We start from the raw sequence: 14,424 nt of genomic DNA on the forward strand, positions 1-14,424 counted from the left end.
GCGTACCGACCCGAAATGGATGAGGTGCTGCACCGTCACACGCGCAGACAGCACTTCCAGCAGCTTATCGCGAAAGGCTGGCCCGCTTCTCCTTGACCGAGGAAGCGTAGACGTCGACGTACTCCTGCGTGCTGAGTCGCTGCAACTCGTACATGAGTTCATCGGTGACGCTGCGCAGTACGAACCGGTCCCCCTCCATGCCCGTGAACCGGGTGAAGTCAAGCGGTGTGCCGATCACAATGCCGATCCGACGCACCTGCGGAATCCTGGTGCCGGTGGGCATGGCCTTCTCGGTGTCGATCATGGCGACGGGAATGACCGTCACTCCCGATTCCAGCACCATACGGGCCACACCGGTACGTCCGCGATACAGGCGGGCGTCAGGGCTGCGCGTCCCCTCGGGATAGATGCCGAGGATGCGGCCCTCGCCGAGCACTCGAAGGCCGGTGTTCAGCGAATCCTCCGAGGCCTGACCGCCTGAGCGATCGATGGGGAGCTGTCCCGCCGCGGTGAGAAACTGCCGTGTGGCCCAGCCTTTGAGACCCTTGCCGGTGAAATAGTCGCTCTTGGCGAGAAACGCCACGCGACGCGGCACGACAAGCGGCAGAAAAACCGAATCGATGAACGAGAGGTGGTTGCTGGCGAGAATGACCGGGCCGGTCTTCGGAATGTTCTCCAGGCCGATGATCCACGGTCGAAACAGCGTGAGCAACAGCGGGCCGATGACGATGTTCTTCATGAACCAATAGAACATTCGCACTCCCTTATCCGACTACGAAAGCTTAGTCCGCCTGCCCCGGCAAAGCGGATGCCGCGCGCGGCCGGCGCCCACGGCATCCGCTCAGCGCACCGCGTGTATTCGGGCCAGGTCGGCCGCTCCCACGACACCGGCATCGTTGACGAGCTGGGCAATGGCGAACTCCGCTTCCGGGTGGTAGCCGCGCGCCGGCAAATATTCGAGGTAGGCGGCACGAATCGGTTCGAGCAGCAGGTCTCCGGCTGCCGCCACTCCCCCGCCGAACACGAACACCTGCGGGTCGAGCACGGCACCGAGGCTCGCGCAGCCCTGCCCGAGGGAGCTGCCCAGCTGGCGCAGCGCCGCGCGAGCGCCGCCGTCACCGTCTTGGATCAGCCGCCCCACTTCCTTACCGGTGAGTTTGCCGCGCCGCTCACGGACGGCGGCCAGGCCCAGGCCGATACCGCCGGCATCCGCGAATTCGTTGGCGATACGCAGCAGTGCCCGACCTGAGCCGTACTGTTCCAGGCAGCCATGGGCTCCGCAGCCACAGGGAAGCCCGTCGGGCACGAGCCGGAGATGACCCAGTTCAGCGCCGGCGCCAAAGCCACCGCGGAACAGGGCATTGCCCGTCACGATCGCGCCGCCCACGCCGGTGCCGACGGTCAGGGTGACCATGTCGGTGTACGGGCGACCAGCACCGAAGCGAAACTCCGCCCAACCGGCCGCGTTGGCATCGTTTTCGATCACGATGGGCAGGTCGAGTCGAGCCTCGAGCTTGTCGCGGAACGGCTCGTTGCGCCAGCTGATATTCGGTGCGTAGTACACGGTCGACTGGGCGGAGTCGATGAAACCAGCCGCAGCGACCCCGGCCGCGACAACCTCTTCGCCCTCGGAGAGGCCGCGAATCATCGCAACAACGGCATCCTCGATCGCGTCCGGGTTGCCCGGCGTCGTTGGCTGTCGATCAGAGCGGATGATGGTGCCCGCCTCGTCGACCAGCGCTCCGGCAATCTTGGTGCCCCCGATATCGATACCTATGGCGTGCACGGGCCACCTTTCTTTCTCGGCCTGGGAAAAGTCGCGTCCGTCAGCCGGACGGCCACGCAGGACACCCTCTAGAGTGTAGTAAACCAGTTTGCCGCTGGACGAAACACCCGCTCACCGCTGAATTCCCTTGCGATTGCGCAGTTGGCACGTTCAGCCGGTACCGAAGGAGTTGCCGTGAAACAGTTTGATATGCCCGCCGTCGTTCCCGCCGATCCAGGCGCCAATATCACCGACCTGCTGATGGACCGCCTGACCGCGACTCCTGATCTTGTACTTTTTTCGCTGCCGCGTGGCGGCCAATGGCTTCCCGTCACCACTCGGGAGTTCCACGCGCAGGTCGTAGCGCTGGCCAAGGGGTTCGTTGCCGCTGGCATTGAGCCCGGCGACAAGATCGGGCTCATCTGCAAAACCCGCTACGAGTGGACCCTGATCGACTTCGCCGTATGGTTCGCCGGAGCAATTCTGGTGCCCGTTTACGAGACCAGCTCGCCCAAGCAGGTGCAGTGGAACCTCAGCGACTCCGGCGCCATGGCGGTCATCGTCGAAACCGCCGATCATTTCGCCCGCTTCGATGAAGTGCATCCGGAGCTGGCCGCAATCCGTTCGGTCTGGCAGATTGATCTGGGCGACCTCGACAAGCTCGTCGCCGGGGGCGCCGTCGTGACAGACGCTGAGATCGAACGTCGCCGTAATCTCGCCGTGGGCGATGACATGGCTACCCTCATCTACACCTCCGGTTCGACGGGCAAACCCAAAGGCTGCGTGCTCACCCACGCGAATTTTCTCGAGACCAGTCGAAATGCCGCGGTCGCGCTCAAGGAAGTGCTGATTCACCCCGAAGGCGCCTCGACCCTGTTGTTCATCACCACCGCCCATGTCTTCGCTCGTTTCATCTCGGTGCTGTGCGTGCACGCGGGTGTGCGCGTCGGTCATCAGGCCGACACCAAGACCCTCCTCGCCGCGCTGGGCAGCTTTCAACCGACTTTTCTGCTGGCGGTACCGCGGGTATTCGAAAAGGTCTACAACTCGGCCCAGCAGAAGGCGGTTGCCGGGGGCAAAGGCAAAATCTTTGATGCCGCCACACATGTGGCGGTGGAGCATTCCAAGCTGGTGCAGGCGGGAACATCGATTCCGTTCGGGATGAAGATCAAATTCGCTCTGTTCGACAAGCTGGTTTACAGCAAACTGCGTGCCGCCATGGGCGGCAAGGTCGTCTGGGCGGTCTCCGGTTCCGCTCCGCTCGGCGCCCACCTCGGTCACTTCTTCAAGAGCCTGGGCATCGTCATTTTGGAAGGCTACGGCCTTACCGAAACGACTGCCCCCGCCAATGTGGGCCTGGCCACGCGGGCCAAGATCGGCACCGTCGGCCCTCCCCTGCCCGGCGTCTCGGTGCGCGTGATGGACGATGGTGAGATTGAGGTCAGGGGCGTCAACATTTTCAAGGAGTACTGGAACAACGCACAGGCCACCGCAGACACCTTTGACGACGGCTGGTTGAAGACCGGCGATATCGGGGACTTTGATTCCGACGGTTATCTCACCATCACCGGGCGTAAAAAGGAGATCATCGTCACGGCCGGCGGCAAGAACGTGGCACCGGCCGCCCTCGAAGACCCCATCCGTGCGAATCCGCTCATCAGCCAGGTCGTCGTTGTGGGCGACCAAAAGCCGTTCATCGGCGCGCTCATCACCCTCGACCCCGACATGCTGCCGGTCTGGCTCAACAACAACCACGAGGACGCCGGGATGTCGCTCGCGCAGGCATCCGTCAATAAAGCCGTGCTCGCCGAAGTCCAGCGCGCGGTTGACCACGCCAATGAGAGCGTGTCGCGGGCGGAGTCGATTCGCAAATTCTCGGTGCTCGCTATTGAGTTCACCGAAGACAGCGGGCATCTGACACCGAAAATGAGCATCAAGCGCAACATTATTATGCGGGACTTCGCCGGCGAGATCGAGGACATGTATTCGGGGGCGCCAATCACCGAGGGGATTTCGCTGCGCGAGTAGTTGGATGATCGGCCGCACCGAGCGAGGTGAGGCGGGCCCGGGCAGAGCATTCCGCTCCTCGCTCAGACATCGAGGTCTTCTGGGGAGATCCGAGAAGTGCGTTCGGATCTCCCCAGAAGACCTCGAAACTCGCCACCCCGCGAAACACTCCGCCCGCGCCCGTACGTAAAGGACACTCCGCCCATGTCCACAGGTAATGGGCGTGTCGGACTGCGCTTGCGCCCTCAGGGGGAAGGGCCAGTGGGCCGCCGGTCAGAACCAGGTGGACTCGCGGATTTCCTTCATCGCGGCCTTGCGGTTGACGGTGTCGAGGCGGTCGATGTAAAGAAAGCCGTCGAGGTGGTCGGTTTCGTGTTGGAGGGCCTGCGCCATGATGCCGGTGCCGAAGAGTTCGACCGGATTGTTGTCGAGGTCGATGCCGGTGACCCGAGCGAAAGGGTAGCGCTTCGTGGGGTACCAGAGGCCGGGAACAGAGAGGCAGCCCTCGTCGACGAGGTCGGGCTCGCCGGAGAGTTCAACGACCGTCGGATTCAAAATGTAGCCGATGACACCGTCGACGTTGTAGCTGAAGGCGCGCAGGTTGACGCCGATCTGCGAGGCGGCAACGCCGGCCCGACCGGGCAGTTGCACGCTGTCGACCAGGTCCTGTACGAGACCACGCACCCGGTCGTCAATCCCGTCGATGGGATCGGAGACGGTTTTCAGCACCGGATCTCCGAAGAGACGGATCTGGCGTTCGGGCACGGGGAAGCTCCTCGGTAGGGCGGATGGTGACAGGCGAGTGAGTCGGCGGCTCGGGGCTCGCCTGGCTACAGGTTGCGGTCGGCGGGGAGGCCCTCGACGACCAGCTCGGCGAGGGTGCGTGCGGCCAACCGGGTGATCGGCTTCAGGTCCTTGTACGACACGACGCTGCCGGCAGCGAGTTGCGGGTCGTAGGGAATCCGCACGATTTCGCGCACACGGGAGCGGAAGTGCGACTCGATCTCTTCAAGCCGAACCAGATTGGTGCCCTGGGTAGCGGTGTTGAGCGCGACGATCGCGTTGCGTACCAGCTCACCGTAGCCGTTCGCTTCGAGCCAGGTCAGCGTTTCCGACGCCAATCGGGCCTCGTCGACGCTGCCGCCGGAGACGATCACGATGGAATCGGCACGCTGCAGCGTCGCTCGCATAACCGAGTGCACGATACCGGTGCCGCAGTCGGTCAACGCGATCGAGTAGTACCGGGCGGCGAGGTCGGCGACGACGTTGTAGTCGTTCTCATCGAATGCTTCGGAGAGAAGCGGGTCGGTGTCGGAGGCGAGAATGTCCAGGCGGGTCTCGTCGCGGGAGACCAACGCGGAGAAGTCGGTGAAGTTGCCGATCGATGCGGCCTTGGAGACGACGTCGCGCACGGTCGAGCGTGTCTGCTTGCTGACGCGCTCAGACAGGGTACCGCGGTCGGGGTTGGCGTCGATGGCAATAATACGGTCATCGCGAGCATCGGCCAGGGCCATGCCGAGCAGGGTCGTGACAGTGGTCTTGCCCACGCCGCCCTTGCGGGTGAGGATCGGCACGAATCGGGTGCCGCCTTCAAACTGGCGACGAATGCGTTCGTCCATTTCTTTATACGCGCATACCTTGGCCGAGTCGCCGAGGTTGACCAGGTGCAGGGTCAGCGCATAGACGAATTCAGGCCAGACTCCCTGCGGCGCCTTGCGGGTCTTGCGGTTGACCGCGAGCAGGCGATCAGACGTGAGCATGGCTGCAGACTCGGGGGCCGTGCTGTTTTCGGTGCGGATGCGGTCGCGCCGGACGGAGGAGGCGGCATCCGCTCTCGAAAGTGATTCGATGGCGGAACTGGCGCCGGCTGTCCTGGCCGGTGCTGGCGTTGAGATTTCGACGGTGTGGGTGGCCGGGGTCGACATGATCCGCGTTGTCTCGATCCCGTTGCTCGGGAGGGATGCTGGCCGAACGGCGGCGGCCACCGAGCGGCGGGGCCCGACCGTCACCTCGATCGGAACGCTCAGGCTTTCGGGCAACGACGCGGCGAGGTTGTCGATGGTGTGCGGTGGCAGCTCACTGTGGTAATCGTCACCGCGCGTGTCCAAACTGTCGCGCTCGTCGCGGGTTCGCTTTGCAGCAGACACCGGGCGGGCGGGCGCGCTCTGGTCGTCAATACGTTTGTCTGGCACGGTACATCCTCAACTGGTCGATAACGGCACTAATCTTAGCGTGGACGCACCGTGACGAGCAGATCGCCCGCATCGACCTGCTGGGTGAGCGGGATGGCGACGCGTTCGATGGTCCCGGCGATCGGCGAGGTGATCGCCGCTTCCATCTTCATGGCTTCGATCGACGCGACGCTCTGGCCGGCTTCGACGTGCGTACCCTCTTCGACCTGCAGGGTGACCACGCCGGAGAACGGGGCAGCGATCTGGCCGGGCTGGTTGGCATCCGCTTTCTCGGCGACCTTGGTTTGCACGGTGATGCTCGTGTCACGCACGAACACCGGGCGCAGCTGGCCGTTGAGAATGGTCATGACGGTGCGCATGCCCTTGTCGTCGGCCTCACCAATCGCTTCAAGACCCACGTAGAGCCGCACACCCTTGGCAATTTCGACGGCGTGCTCCTGGCCCTGCTGAAGGCCGTAGAGGTAGTCGACGGTGTCGACAACCGAGAGGTCGCCGTAGCTTTCTCTGACCTGTTCGAATTGGCGGGTCGGCGCGGGGAACAGCAGCTGATTGAGCATGGCACGACGTTCGACGCTCGAGGCGCCGAGCGCGGCGCGCTCCCCCGCGGTGATCTCGGTGACGCCGACGCGCACGTCACGTCCCGCGAGCACCTTGGTGCGAAACGGCTCGGGCCAGCCACCGGGCAGGTCGCCGAGCTCGCCCGCCATGAAGCCGATGACCGAGTCAGGGACATCGTAGTTGCCCGGGTTTCGCTCGAAGTCGGCCGGATCGGCCTTCACCGCGGCGAGGTAGAGGGCGAGGTCGCCGACCACCTTGGACGAGGGAGTGACCTTGGGAACCCGTCCAAGAATCGTGTTCGCGGCGGTGTACATGTCTTCGATCAGTTCAAAATGGTCGGCCAGGCCGAGCGCGACGGCCTGGGTGCGCAGGTTCGACAGCTGCCCGCCGGGGATCTCGTGCGAATACACCCGGCCGGTCGGTGCGGACAGGCCCGATTCGAACGGGGAGTACAGGGTGCGCACGGCTTCCCAGTACGGCTCGAGGTCGGTCGTTGCCTTGAGCGAAATGCCGGTGTCGCGTTCGGTGTGGGCGAGGGCGGCCACGAGAGAGGATGCCGACGGCTGGCTGGTCGTGCCGGCCATCGGAGCGGATGCGACGTCGACGGCGTCGGCGCCGGCCCGAGCTGCGGCCAGCAGCGTGGCGAGCTGGCCGCCCGGGGTGTCGTGGGTGTGCACGTGGACGGGCAGGTCGAAGCGTTCCCGGAACGCGGCCACGAGCTTCTCGGCGGCGCTCGGGCGGAGCAACCCCGCCATGTCCTTGATGCCGATCACGTGCGCGCCGCTTTCAACGATCTGATCGGCCAGGCGCAGGTAGTAGTCGAGCGTGTAGAGGTTCTCGGCCGGGTCGAGCAAATCTCCGGTGTAGCAGACGGCGACCTCGGCCAGGGCAGTGCCGGTATTCAGCACCGCGTCGATAGCCGGCCGCATCTGCGACACGTCGTTCAGTGCGTCGAAGATGCGAAAGATGTCCACGCCGGTGTCGGTCGCCTCGCGCACGAACGCGTCGGTGACCTCGGTCGGGTAGGGGGTGTAGCCCACTGTGTTGCGGCCGCGCAGCAGCATCTGCAGGTTGATGTTCGGCAGGGCCTCGCGCAGGCTCGCGAGGCGCTCCCACGGGTCTTCACCGAGAAAACGCAGCGCCACGTCGTAGGTGGCGCCGCCCCAGGCCTCGACCGAGAGCAGCTGCGGCGTCAGCCGGGCCACATAGGGTGCAACGGCGACGAGGTCTTTGGTGCGTACCCGCGTCGCCAGCAGCGACTGGTGCGCATCCCGGAACGTCGTGTCGGTCACGGCCAGCGCGGTCTGGGCACGTAAGGAGGCGGCGAACTTGGTGGGGCCGAGCAGCTGCAGCTTCTGCCGCGAGCCGTCGGGGGCGGGCTGGGTGATGTCGAGCTGTGGCAGCTTGTCACGCGGGTGCACCATGGTCGGCGGGGCGCCGTTGGGCTGGTTGACGGTGACCTCGGCGAGCCAGTTGAGAATCTTGGTGCCGCGGTCCTTGGATTCGCGGCCGCGCAGCAGCTCCGGGCGCTCGTCGATGAACGAGGTACTGAGGTCGCCGGCAGCGAAGTCGGGGTCGTCGAGCACGGCCTGCAAAAAGGAGATGTTGGTGGACACGCCGCGAATGCGGAATTCGGCCAGCGCTCGCTTGGAGCGCACAACGGCGGCGGCGTAGTCCCGGCCGCGACAGGTGAGCTTGGCGAGCATCGAGTCGAAGTGTGGGCTGATCTGCGCGCCCGTGTTGATGGTTCCACCGTCCAGGCGGATGCCGGCGCCACCGGGTGAGCGATAGGTGGTGATCTTGCCGGTGTCGGGGCGGAACCCCGCCGCGGGGTCTTCGGTCGTGATGCGGCACTGCAGGGCTGCGCCGCGCAGGCGGATCTCGCCCTGGGTGAGGCCGATCTCAGCGAGCGTATCCCCCGCAGCAATGCGAATCTGCGCCTGCACGAGGTCGACATCGGTGACCTCTTCGGTCACGGTGTGCTCCACCTGGATGCGGGGGTTCATCTCGATGAATACGTGCTGCCCGGCGCGTTCGCCCACGGTGTCGAGCAGGAACTCGACGGTGCCGGCGTTGACATAGCCGATCGACCGGGCGAACTTGATGGCGTCAGCGTACAACTGCACCCGAATTTCATCACTGAGGTTCGGCGCCGGGGCGATCTCAATCACCTTCTGGTGCCGACGCTGCACCGAGCAGTCGCGCTCGAACAGGTGCACGGTTTCGCCAGAAGCATCCGCCAAAATCTGCACCTCGATGTGTCGGGGGCGCAGCACCGCAGCCTCCAGGAACATCGTCGGGTCGCCGAACGCACTGGTGGCCTCACGCATGGCCTCTTCAAGAGCCCCGCGCAGCTCGCTCTTCTTCGCCACCCGGCGCATGCCGCGTCCGCCACCACCAGCCACGGCCTTGGCAAAGATGGGGAAGCCGATCTCATCGGCCTGACTGATCAACAGTTCAACGTCGGTCGACGGCTGTGTCGATTTAAGTACGGGTACGCCCGCAGCGATAGCGTGTTCCTTCGCGGTGACCTTGTTGCCGGCCATTTCAAGTACGTCGGCGCCCGGACCGATAAATGTGATGCCGGCAGCAGCGGCCGCATCGGCCAGTTCGGGGTTCTCCGACAGAAAACCGTAGCCGGGATAAATGGCGTCGGCGCCACATTCCCTGGCCACGCGGATGATTTCACTCACGTCGAGATAAGCGCGAACCGGGTGCCCGACCTCACCAATCTGGTACGCCTCATCCGCTTTCAGACGGTGCAAAGAGTTGCGGTCCTCGAATGGAAACACCGCCACGGTCTTGGCTCCGAGCTCGTAAGCCGCGCGCATGGCACGAATCGCGATCTCTCCGCGGTTGGCAACAAGGATTTTTTCAAACATGCAGGCCTTTCGAGGGCGTACGTGGCGCACAGCTAACGGTTAGGTTCTCTAACACTAGTGAAGGTAACGTTGTTACTCATGCACGTACTCAGCGTAAGTTCCCTCAAGGGTGGTGTCGGCAAGACCACTGTGACCCTTGGTCTGGCTTCCGCTGCCTTCGCCCGTGGCGTGCGAACACTCGTCGTGGATCTCGATCCGCAGTCCGATGTGTCCACCGGAATGGATATCCAGGTTGCCGGTCACCTCAATGTTGCCGATGTCCTCGGTTCACCCAAAGAAAAGACGGTTCGCGCGGCGATCGCCCCGAGTGGATGGACGCGCAATCGCCCAGGCACCATCGACGTCATGATCGGGAGCCCTTCGGCGATCAACTTTGACGGGCCGCACCCGAGCATCCGCGATATCTGGAAACTCGAGGAAGCTCTCTCGACGATCGAGAAAGACTATGAGCTCGTACTCATTGACTGTGCCCCCTCCCTCAACGCCCTTACGCGTACCGCCTGGGCTGCCAGCGACCGAGTTGCGGTCGTCACCGAGCCGGGGCTGTTCTCGGTCGCTGCAGCCGATCGTGCGCTGCGTGCGATCGAAGAAATCCGTCGTGGCCTGAGCCCGCGCCTGCAGCCGCTCGGCATCATCGTGAACCGGGCCCGTACAGCTTCGCTCGAGCACCAGTTCCGGATCAAAGAGCTGCGCGACATGTTCGGGCCGCTCGTGCTGAGCCCGCAGCTGCCGGAGCGCACATCGCTACAGCAGGCGCAGGGCGCCGCAAAGCCGCTGCACATCTGGCCGGGTGACAGTGCCCTCGAAATGGCCGGCTACTTTGACCAACTGCTCGACCGGGTGCTGCGTACAGCGCGCATCGGTGAGTACGCCGAGGCTCCCGTGGGTTAAGAGCTGTCTTCGGGTGCTGCGGCGTTCGAACCTGCTCATCTGCGTCGTCGCTGAAACGGACCTGCATTAGGTGCGGTAGGTTCGCCTCCCTCCAGGCTGCGCAACTGCCGCGTACCGCGCTTTGGCGGCTATCGCGGCGTGGATAGCGAGAGCTAGGAGATTTTGCGGGTGGTACGGCGGGCAGCCAGCTCGTCGGTGGGGTCGACGGGCTGCATGTCGAGTTCGACCAGACTGGTCTCGACCTCGCGGAGCACCTTGCCGACGGCAATGCCGAAGACGCCCTGGCCACGGCTGACCAGGTCAATGACCTCGTCGTTGGAGGTGCACAGGTAGACGCTGGCGCCGTCGCTCATGAGCGTGGTCTGCGCGAGGTCGCTGATGCCCGACTCGCGCAACTGGTTGACGGCGGTGCGAATTTGCTGCAGGGAGATGCCAGTGTCGAGCAGACGCTTGACGAGCTTGAGCACGAGAATGTCGCGAAAGCCGTAGAGGCGCTGGGAGCCGGAACCGGCCGCGCCGCGCACCGTGGGTTCGACCAGGCCAGTGCGGGCCCAGTAGTCGAGCTGACGGTAGCTGATTCCGGCGGCGCGCGCGGCGACTGCACCGCGGTAGCCGGAGTTCTCATCAAGCTCGGGCATGCCATCGGTGAACAGCAGTCCTAACGAGTAACGCGAAGCGTCAGCATCAGGCTTGAGCTCACTCATGGGTTGCCTCTCGGGGGTTACATCGTGCGGTGACTGAACGCTGCAATCAAGCGAGACTCGGTCACGGTGGTGCGGAATCAAACTGGTGCGGACGTGCGGTAGTGCTGGTTTACGAAAACGTCGTGCTTGACGGCACTAACTACGGTACCGAGGTGCAGGGCTTGTGGGCCTGACATCCGCTTGACCGGTTTGGCGTGTCGGTCGACTACAGTAAGCGGCAGCCGACGCGATTGGATCAAGGCCGCCGGCGCCGCCGTGTGCCTGCGCCAGTCTACGACCTACTTGGTCAGTCGGCCCAGTGCTGACCGAATCAGGCTGCCTCGAATAATCTCGAGCTGCCCGGCAATTTCCACGGCCATTTCAGCCGCCTTGGCCCGACTGGAGGCGTCTTTGCGACGGGAGAGCGGTACGAGAGCGCTTTCGATGAGACCGAGTTCGCGTTCAGCAGCCCCGCGAAAGCCCCGCAGGTGCCGTGGCTCGATTCCGCTGCGCTGCAGTTCGACGAGGGCACGCAGCACGTGCAGCACGCCGTCGCCGTAGTGTTCGGCGGGCAGAATAATCGACGCGGATACGGCGTCATGGAGGAGAGAAGCGGAGGCTCCGGCCTCGCGCAACAGATCGTCGCGGGTCAAACGTCGCAACGTTCCTAGCATTGACGGCCCGGGGGTGGTTCCGCCCGGCAGCACCGGCGACAGCCCGGCATCCAGGTCGGCAAGATAGGAGCGGATGACTTTCAACGGCAGGTATTGATCGCGCTGCATCGACAGGATCAGTCTCAAACGATCGACGTCGCTGGCGCAGAACTTACGATAACCGGATTCCGTGCGGGCCGGCGCAACGAGGCCCTGTTCCTCAAGGAAGCGCAGTTTCGATGGGGTCAGATCGGTAAATTCCGGGGTGAGTCGCGCCAGCACCTGGCCGATACTCAGCAGCGGCGCTGATCCCGAAGCGTGCCCGTGCGCTGGCGATGAAGACACAGGCTCCGAACGAGCCTGGGCGGAGTTTGCCGCCACTACTCGCTCGTCGCGCGGGCGAGGTCGAGGCGCGAAGCGTAGAAGGTGAGGCGAAACTTGCCAACCTGCACTTCGGCGCCGTCGGTCAGGGCAGCCGTTTCGATTCGTTCACCGTCGAAGTAGGTGCCGTTGAGCGAACCGAGGTCTTTCACCGTAAATGATGTGCCGTTGCGCAGAAACTCGGCGTGCCGACGCGACACCGTGACATCGTCGAGAAAAATGTCAGCGTTGGGATGGCGACCGACGCTCGTGAGGTCAGCGTCGAGGAGAAAGCGGGCACCGGCATTGGGCCCGCGACGCACGACCATAAGTGCCGAACCCGAAGGCAAAGCCGCGATGGACTCCTGCTCCTCCACGGTCACGTTGGAATCGATGAACGCGATCTGGGCGGCGAACTCCTGGCTGAAGTTCATGGTTGTGTCGGTGCTGAGCATGTCGTGCACCGTCGTCGATTCGCCGGGCGTCTCGTCGCCGGGCGAGCCAGGGTTGGAGGATGCTGGGGTTGACTGCGCCTTGCTGGGCATTATTGCTTCGCCTGTCGTCGGGTTTTCGCTCTGATCTGCGGGCACGGGCTCGTTCTGCTCCTTGAAATTGTTCTTTCCGGATTGATCGACCATCATGCACCTCCTATCATTCCAGCGTATCGGAAGATACACCCGGGCCGACCCTCGGCAGTCGAATCACTCGCATCGCTTCAATGGCGTAGACGATGCCGGCCCACCAGTACAGGAATGCACCCCACAGGGCAAATGCCCACCCCATCGGTTGCGACCACCATTCCAGTTGCGGAAAGGCCTGCCCGAGCATGATCATCGGCAGTGCGTAGAACAGGCAGAAGGTAGCAACCTTGCCCAGGTCGTGCACCGGCAGCGGGCCAAACCCAAAGTTGGCGAGGATAACCCCGAGGATCAGCAGAAAAATGTCGCGTCCAACTACGATCAGCACAATCCACCACGGAACCAGATCACGCCAGGCGAGTCCGATCAGAGCGGCAAAGATATAGAGCCGATCGGCGGCCGGATCAAGCAACTGCCCGAGACGGGTGATTTGGTTCCAGCGCCGCGCGAGAAAGCCGTCGAGCCAGTCGCTGAAACTGGAGATGCTAAGCACGACCAAGGCCCAGGCATCCTCTCCCTGGGCGAGGAGCACGAGAAAAACCGGCACCAGCAGCAACCGCAGAAAGCTCAGCATGTTGGGTAGGTTGAACATCCGATCGCTCACCACGTCGTTCGTTGCCCCTGTCACAGTGCGAGTCTATCGAGGAGGGCCAGATTCAGCCCAGCTGCCCGCGCAGTGCGGGCCAGCTGGCGGCAAAACCAGGATGGAGGGCGAGGAGGTCAACGGTATCGGTCGATACCCAGCGCAGGGCGATGCTTTCCTGGTCGCTGATGACGGGTGTGAATTCCTGCGTCGCCTCCACGACAACGGTGGTGTATGACCAGAATCCGAGGTCGAGTACAGAGATGAATTTGACCTGCACCAGGTGGGCTGGCACGCCGGCTTCCTCCCTGGCTTCGCGCAGAGCAGCGTCGATCGCGCTTTCATTTTCGTGGCGAGCACCACCGGGCAGCCCCCAGGTGTCGCCGAAATGGCTCCACAGCGCGCGGTGCTGCAGCAACACTCCCCGGCGGGGGTGGTGCACGAGAAGTCCGGCGGCACCGAATCGGCCCCAAAATTTGCGGCCGTCGGGAGCGTGCACCCACGCATCGCCGCTGTCCAGATTGGGGCTTTCCGGGGGGATTGCAGCCCCGTGCGCCCGGTTTGCATCGACACCCGAACTGTCAGTCATGTTCCAAGCATGCCCCACACACGCGTCAGGTTCGTGCGCAACATCGTCCGATCCACCTAGATCGACATGATCGCGTGCACCGGCGCAGTGCCGAGCCGTTCGCGGCCGTGCAGGTCGATGAGCTCGAGCACGACGCCGACACCGGTGAGGGTATAGCCGGCCCTCTCGATGAGACGGCTCGTGGCCGCAATCGTGCCGCCGGTGGCGAGTACATCGTCGAGGATGAGCACGCGGGTACCGGCCGGAAGCTGCCCGACTTCGAGTTCGAGACGGGCCGAGCCGTATTCCAGGTCGTATTCTTCGATCAAGACGGTGCCGGGCAGTTTGCCGCCCTTACGCACGGCCAGCACGGCGGCATTGGCCGCATAGCCGACGGCGGCGGCCAGCAGAAAGCCGCGTGCTTCGATGCCCGCTACGGCGTCGAACTGTCCGCGGTGCTGATCGGCGAGGTCATCGACGATCGCGCGAAAAGCGACGGCATCGGCAAAGACCGGGTTGAGGTCGCGAAATAGGATATCTGGCTGAGGAAAGTCAGGGTAGGAGGCCAGCAAAGCCTCGACGTGGGCGGCGGCCGATGACGGCGAAGCGTTAGGTGCAGAGAGATGAGTCACTGCTTCATCTTA

13 protein-coding genes are annotated in these 14,424 nt (G+C 63.9%); 2 read left to right on the forward strand and 11 right to left on the reverse strand.

The genetic code is table 11. From position 1 onward, the window contains the following. Nucleotides 1-64 precede the first annotated feature (64 nt). Nucleotides 65-754, reverse strand: coding sequence for a lysophospholipid acyltransferase family protein (locus E3T51_RS16035; protein ID WP_134530729.1), 690 nt, complete (start codon nucleotides 752-754; stop codon nucleotides 65-67). 87 nt (nucleotides 755-841) lie between these two features. Then, nucleotides 842-1,786: an ROK family glucokinase gene (locus E3T51_RS16040; protein ID WP_134530730.1), complete on the reverse strand. Its 945-nt coding sequence runs from the start codon at nucleotides 1,784-1,786 to the stop codon at nucleotides 842-844. A 174-nt stretch (nucleotides 1,787-1,960) separates the two neighbouring features. Between E3T51_RS16040 and E3T51_RS16045 the strand changes: the two genes are divergently transcribed. Beyond that, complete coding sequence (locus E3T51_RS16045) at nucleotides 1,961-3,793, forward strand: AMP-dependent synthetase/ligase (protein ID WP_134530731.1); 1,833 nt, start codon at nucleotides 1,961-1,963, stop codon at nucleotides 3,791-3,793. A 252-nt stretch (nucleotides 3,794-4,045) separates the two neighbouring features. On the opposite strand, the gene E3T51_RS16050 is transcribed toward E3T51_RS16045, so the two are convergent. The 3 genes from E3T51_RS16050 to E3T51_RS16060 form a co-directional block, all read right to left on the reverse strand. After that, nucleotides 4,046-4,537, reverse strand: coding sequence for a peptide deformylase (locus tag E3T51_RS16050; protein ID WP_134530732.1), 492 nt, complete (start codon nucleotides 4,535-4,537; stop codon nucleotides 4,046-4,048). A 65-nt stretch (nucleotides 4,538-4,602) separates the two neighbouring features. Then, nucleotides 4,603-5,964, reverse strand: a complete 1,362-nt coding sequence (locus E3T51_RS16055; RefSeq protein ID WP_134530733.1) for a MinD/ParA family ATP-binding protein — start codon at nucleotides 5,962-5,964, stop codon at nucleotides 4,603-4,605. A gap of 35 nt (nucleotides 5,965-5,999) precedes the next feature. Beyond that, on the reverse strand, nucleotides 6,000-9,404 hold the full coding sequence (locus tag E3T51_RS16060; protein WP_134530734.1) for a pyruvate carboxylase: 3,405 nt from the start codon (nucleotides 9,402-9,404) through the stop codon (nucleotides 6,000-6,002). 78 nt (nucleotides 9,405-9,482) lie between these two features. On the opposite strand from E3T51_RS16060, the gene E3T51_RS16065 reads away from it, so the two are divergent. Continuing rightward, complete coding sequence (locus E3T51_RS16065; protein ID WP_134530836.1) at nucleotides 9,483-10,295, forward strand: ParA family protein; 813 nt, start codon at nucleotides 9,483-9,485, stop codon at nucleotides 10,293-10,295. A 152-nt stretch (nucleotides 10,296-10,447) separates the two neighbouring features. On the opposite strand, the gene E3T51_RS16070 is transcribed toward E3T51_RS16065, so the two are convergent. The 6 genes from E3T51_RS16070 to E3T51_RS16095 all read right to left on the reverse strand — a co-directional run bounded on the left by E3T51_RS16070 (nucleotide 10,448) and on the right by E3T51_RS16095 (nucleotide 14,412). Further along, the gene (locus tag E3T51_RS16070; protein WP_104191904.1) at nucleotides 10,448-10,999 is read right to left on the reverse strand and encodes a MerR family transcriptional regulator; all 552 of its coding nucleotides are present in this window, start codon (nucleotides 10,997-10,999) and stop codon (nucleotides 10,448-10,450) included. Between the two features lie 278 nt (nucleotides 11,000-11,277). After that, nucleotides 11,278-11,976 carry a transcriptional regulator FtsR gene (ftsR, locus tag E3T51_RS16075; protein WP_134530735.1) on the reverse strand — a complete coding sequence of 233 codons (699 nt, stop codon included), beginning with the start codon at nucleotides 11,974-11,976 and terminating at the stop codon, nucleotides 11,278-11,280. A gap of 35 nt (nucleotides 11,977-12,011) precedes the next feature. After that, the gene (locus tag E3T51_RS16080; protein ID WP_104192006.1) at nucleotides 12,012-12,446 is read right to left on the reverse strand and encodes an FHA domain-containing protein; all 435 of its coding nucleotides are present in this window, start codon (nucleotides 12,444-12,446) and stop codon (nucleotides 12,012-12,014) included. 196 nt (nucleotides 12,447-12,642) lie between these two features. Further along, nucleotides 12,643-13,257, reverse strand: coding sequence for a CDP-alcohol phosphatidyltransferase family protein (locus tag E3T51_RS16085; protein WP_338145169.1), 615 nt, complete (start codon nucleotides 13,255-13,257; stop codon nucleotides 12,643-12,645). 28 nt (nucleotides 13,258-13,285) lie between these two features. Continuing rightward, a complete protein-coding gene (locus E3T51_RS16090) occupies nucleotides 13,286-13,801 on the reverse strand; it encodes an NUDIX domain-containing protein (RefSeq protein WP_174844607.1) in 516 nt (171 codons plus the stop codon). A 56-nt stretch (nucleotides 13,802-13,857) separates the two neighbouring features. Further along, a complete protein-coding gene (locus tag E3T51_RS16095) occupies nucleotides 13,858-14,412 on the reverse strand; it encodes an adenine phosphoribosyltransferase (RefSeq protein WP_134530736.1) in 555 nt (184 codons plus the stop codon). Between the last annotated feature and the right edge of the window lie 12 nt (nucleotides 14,413-14,424).

The organism is Cryobacterium serini (assembly GCF_004404025.1).
GTDB lineage: Bacteria > Actinomycetota > Actinomycetes > Actinomycetales > Microbacteriaceae > Cryobacterium > Cryobacterium serini.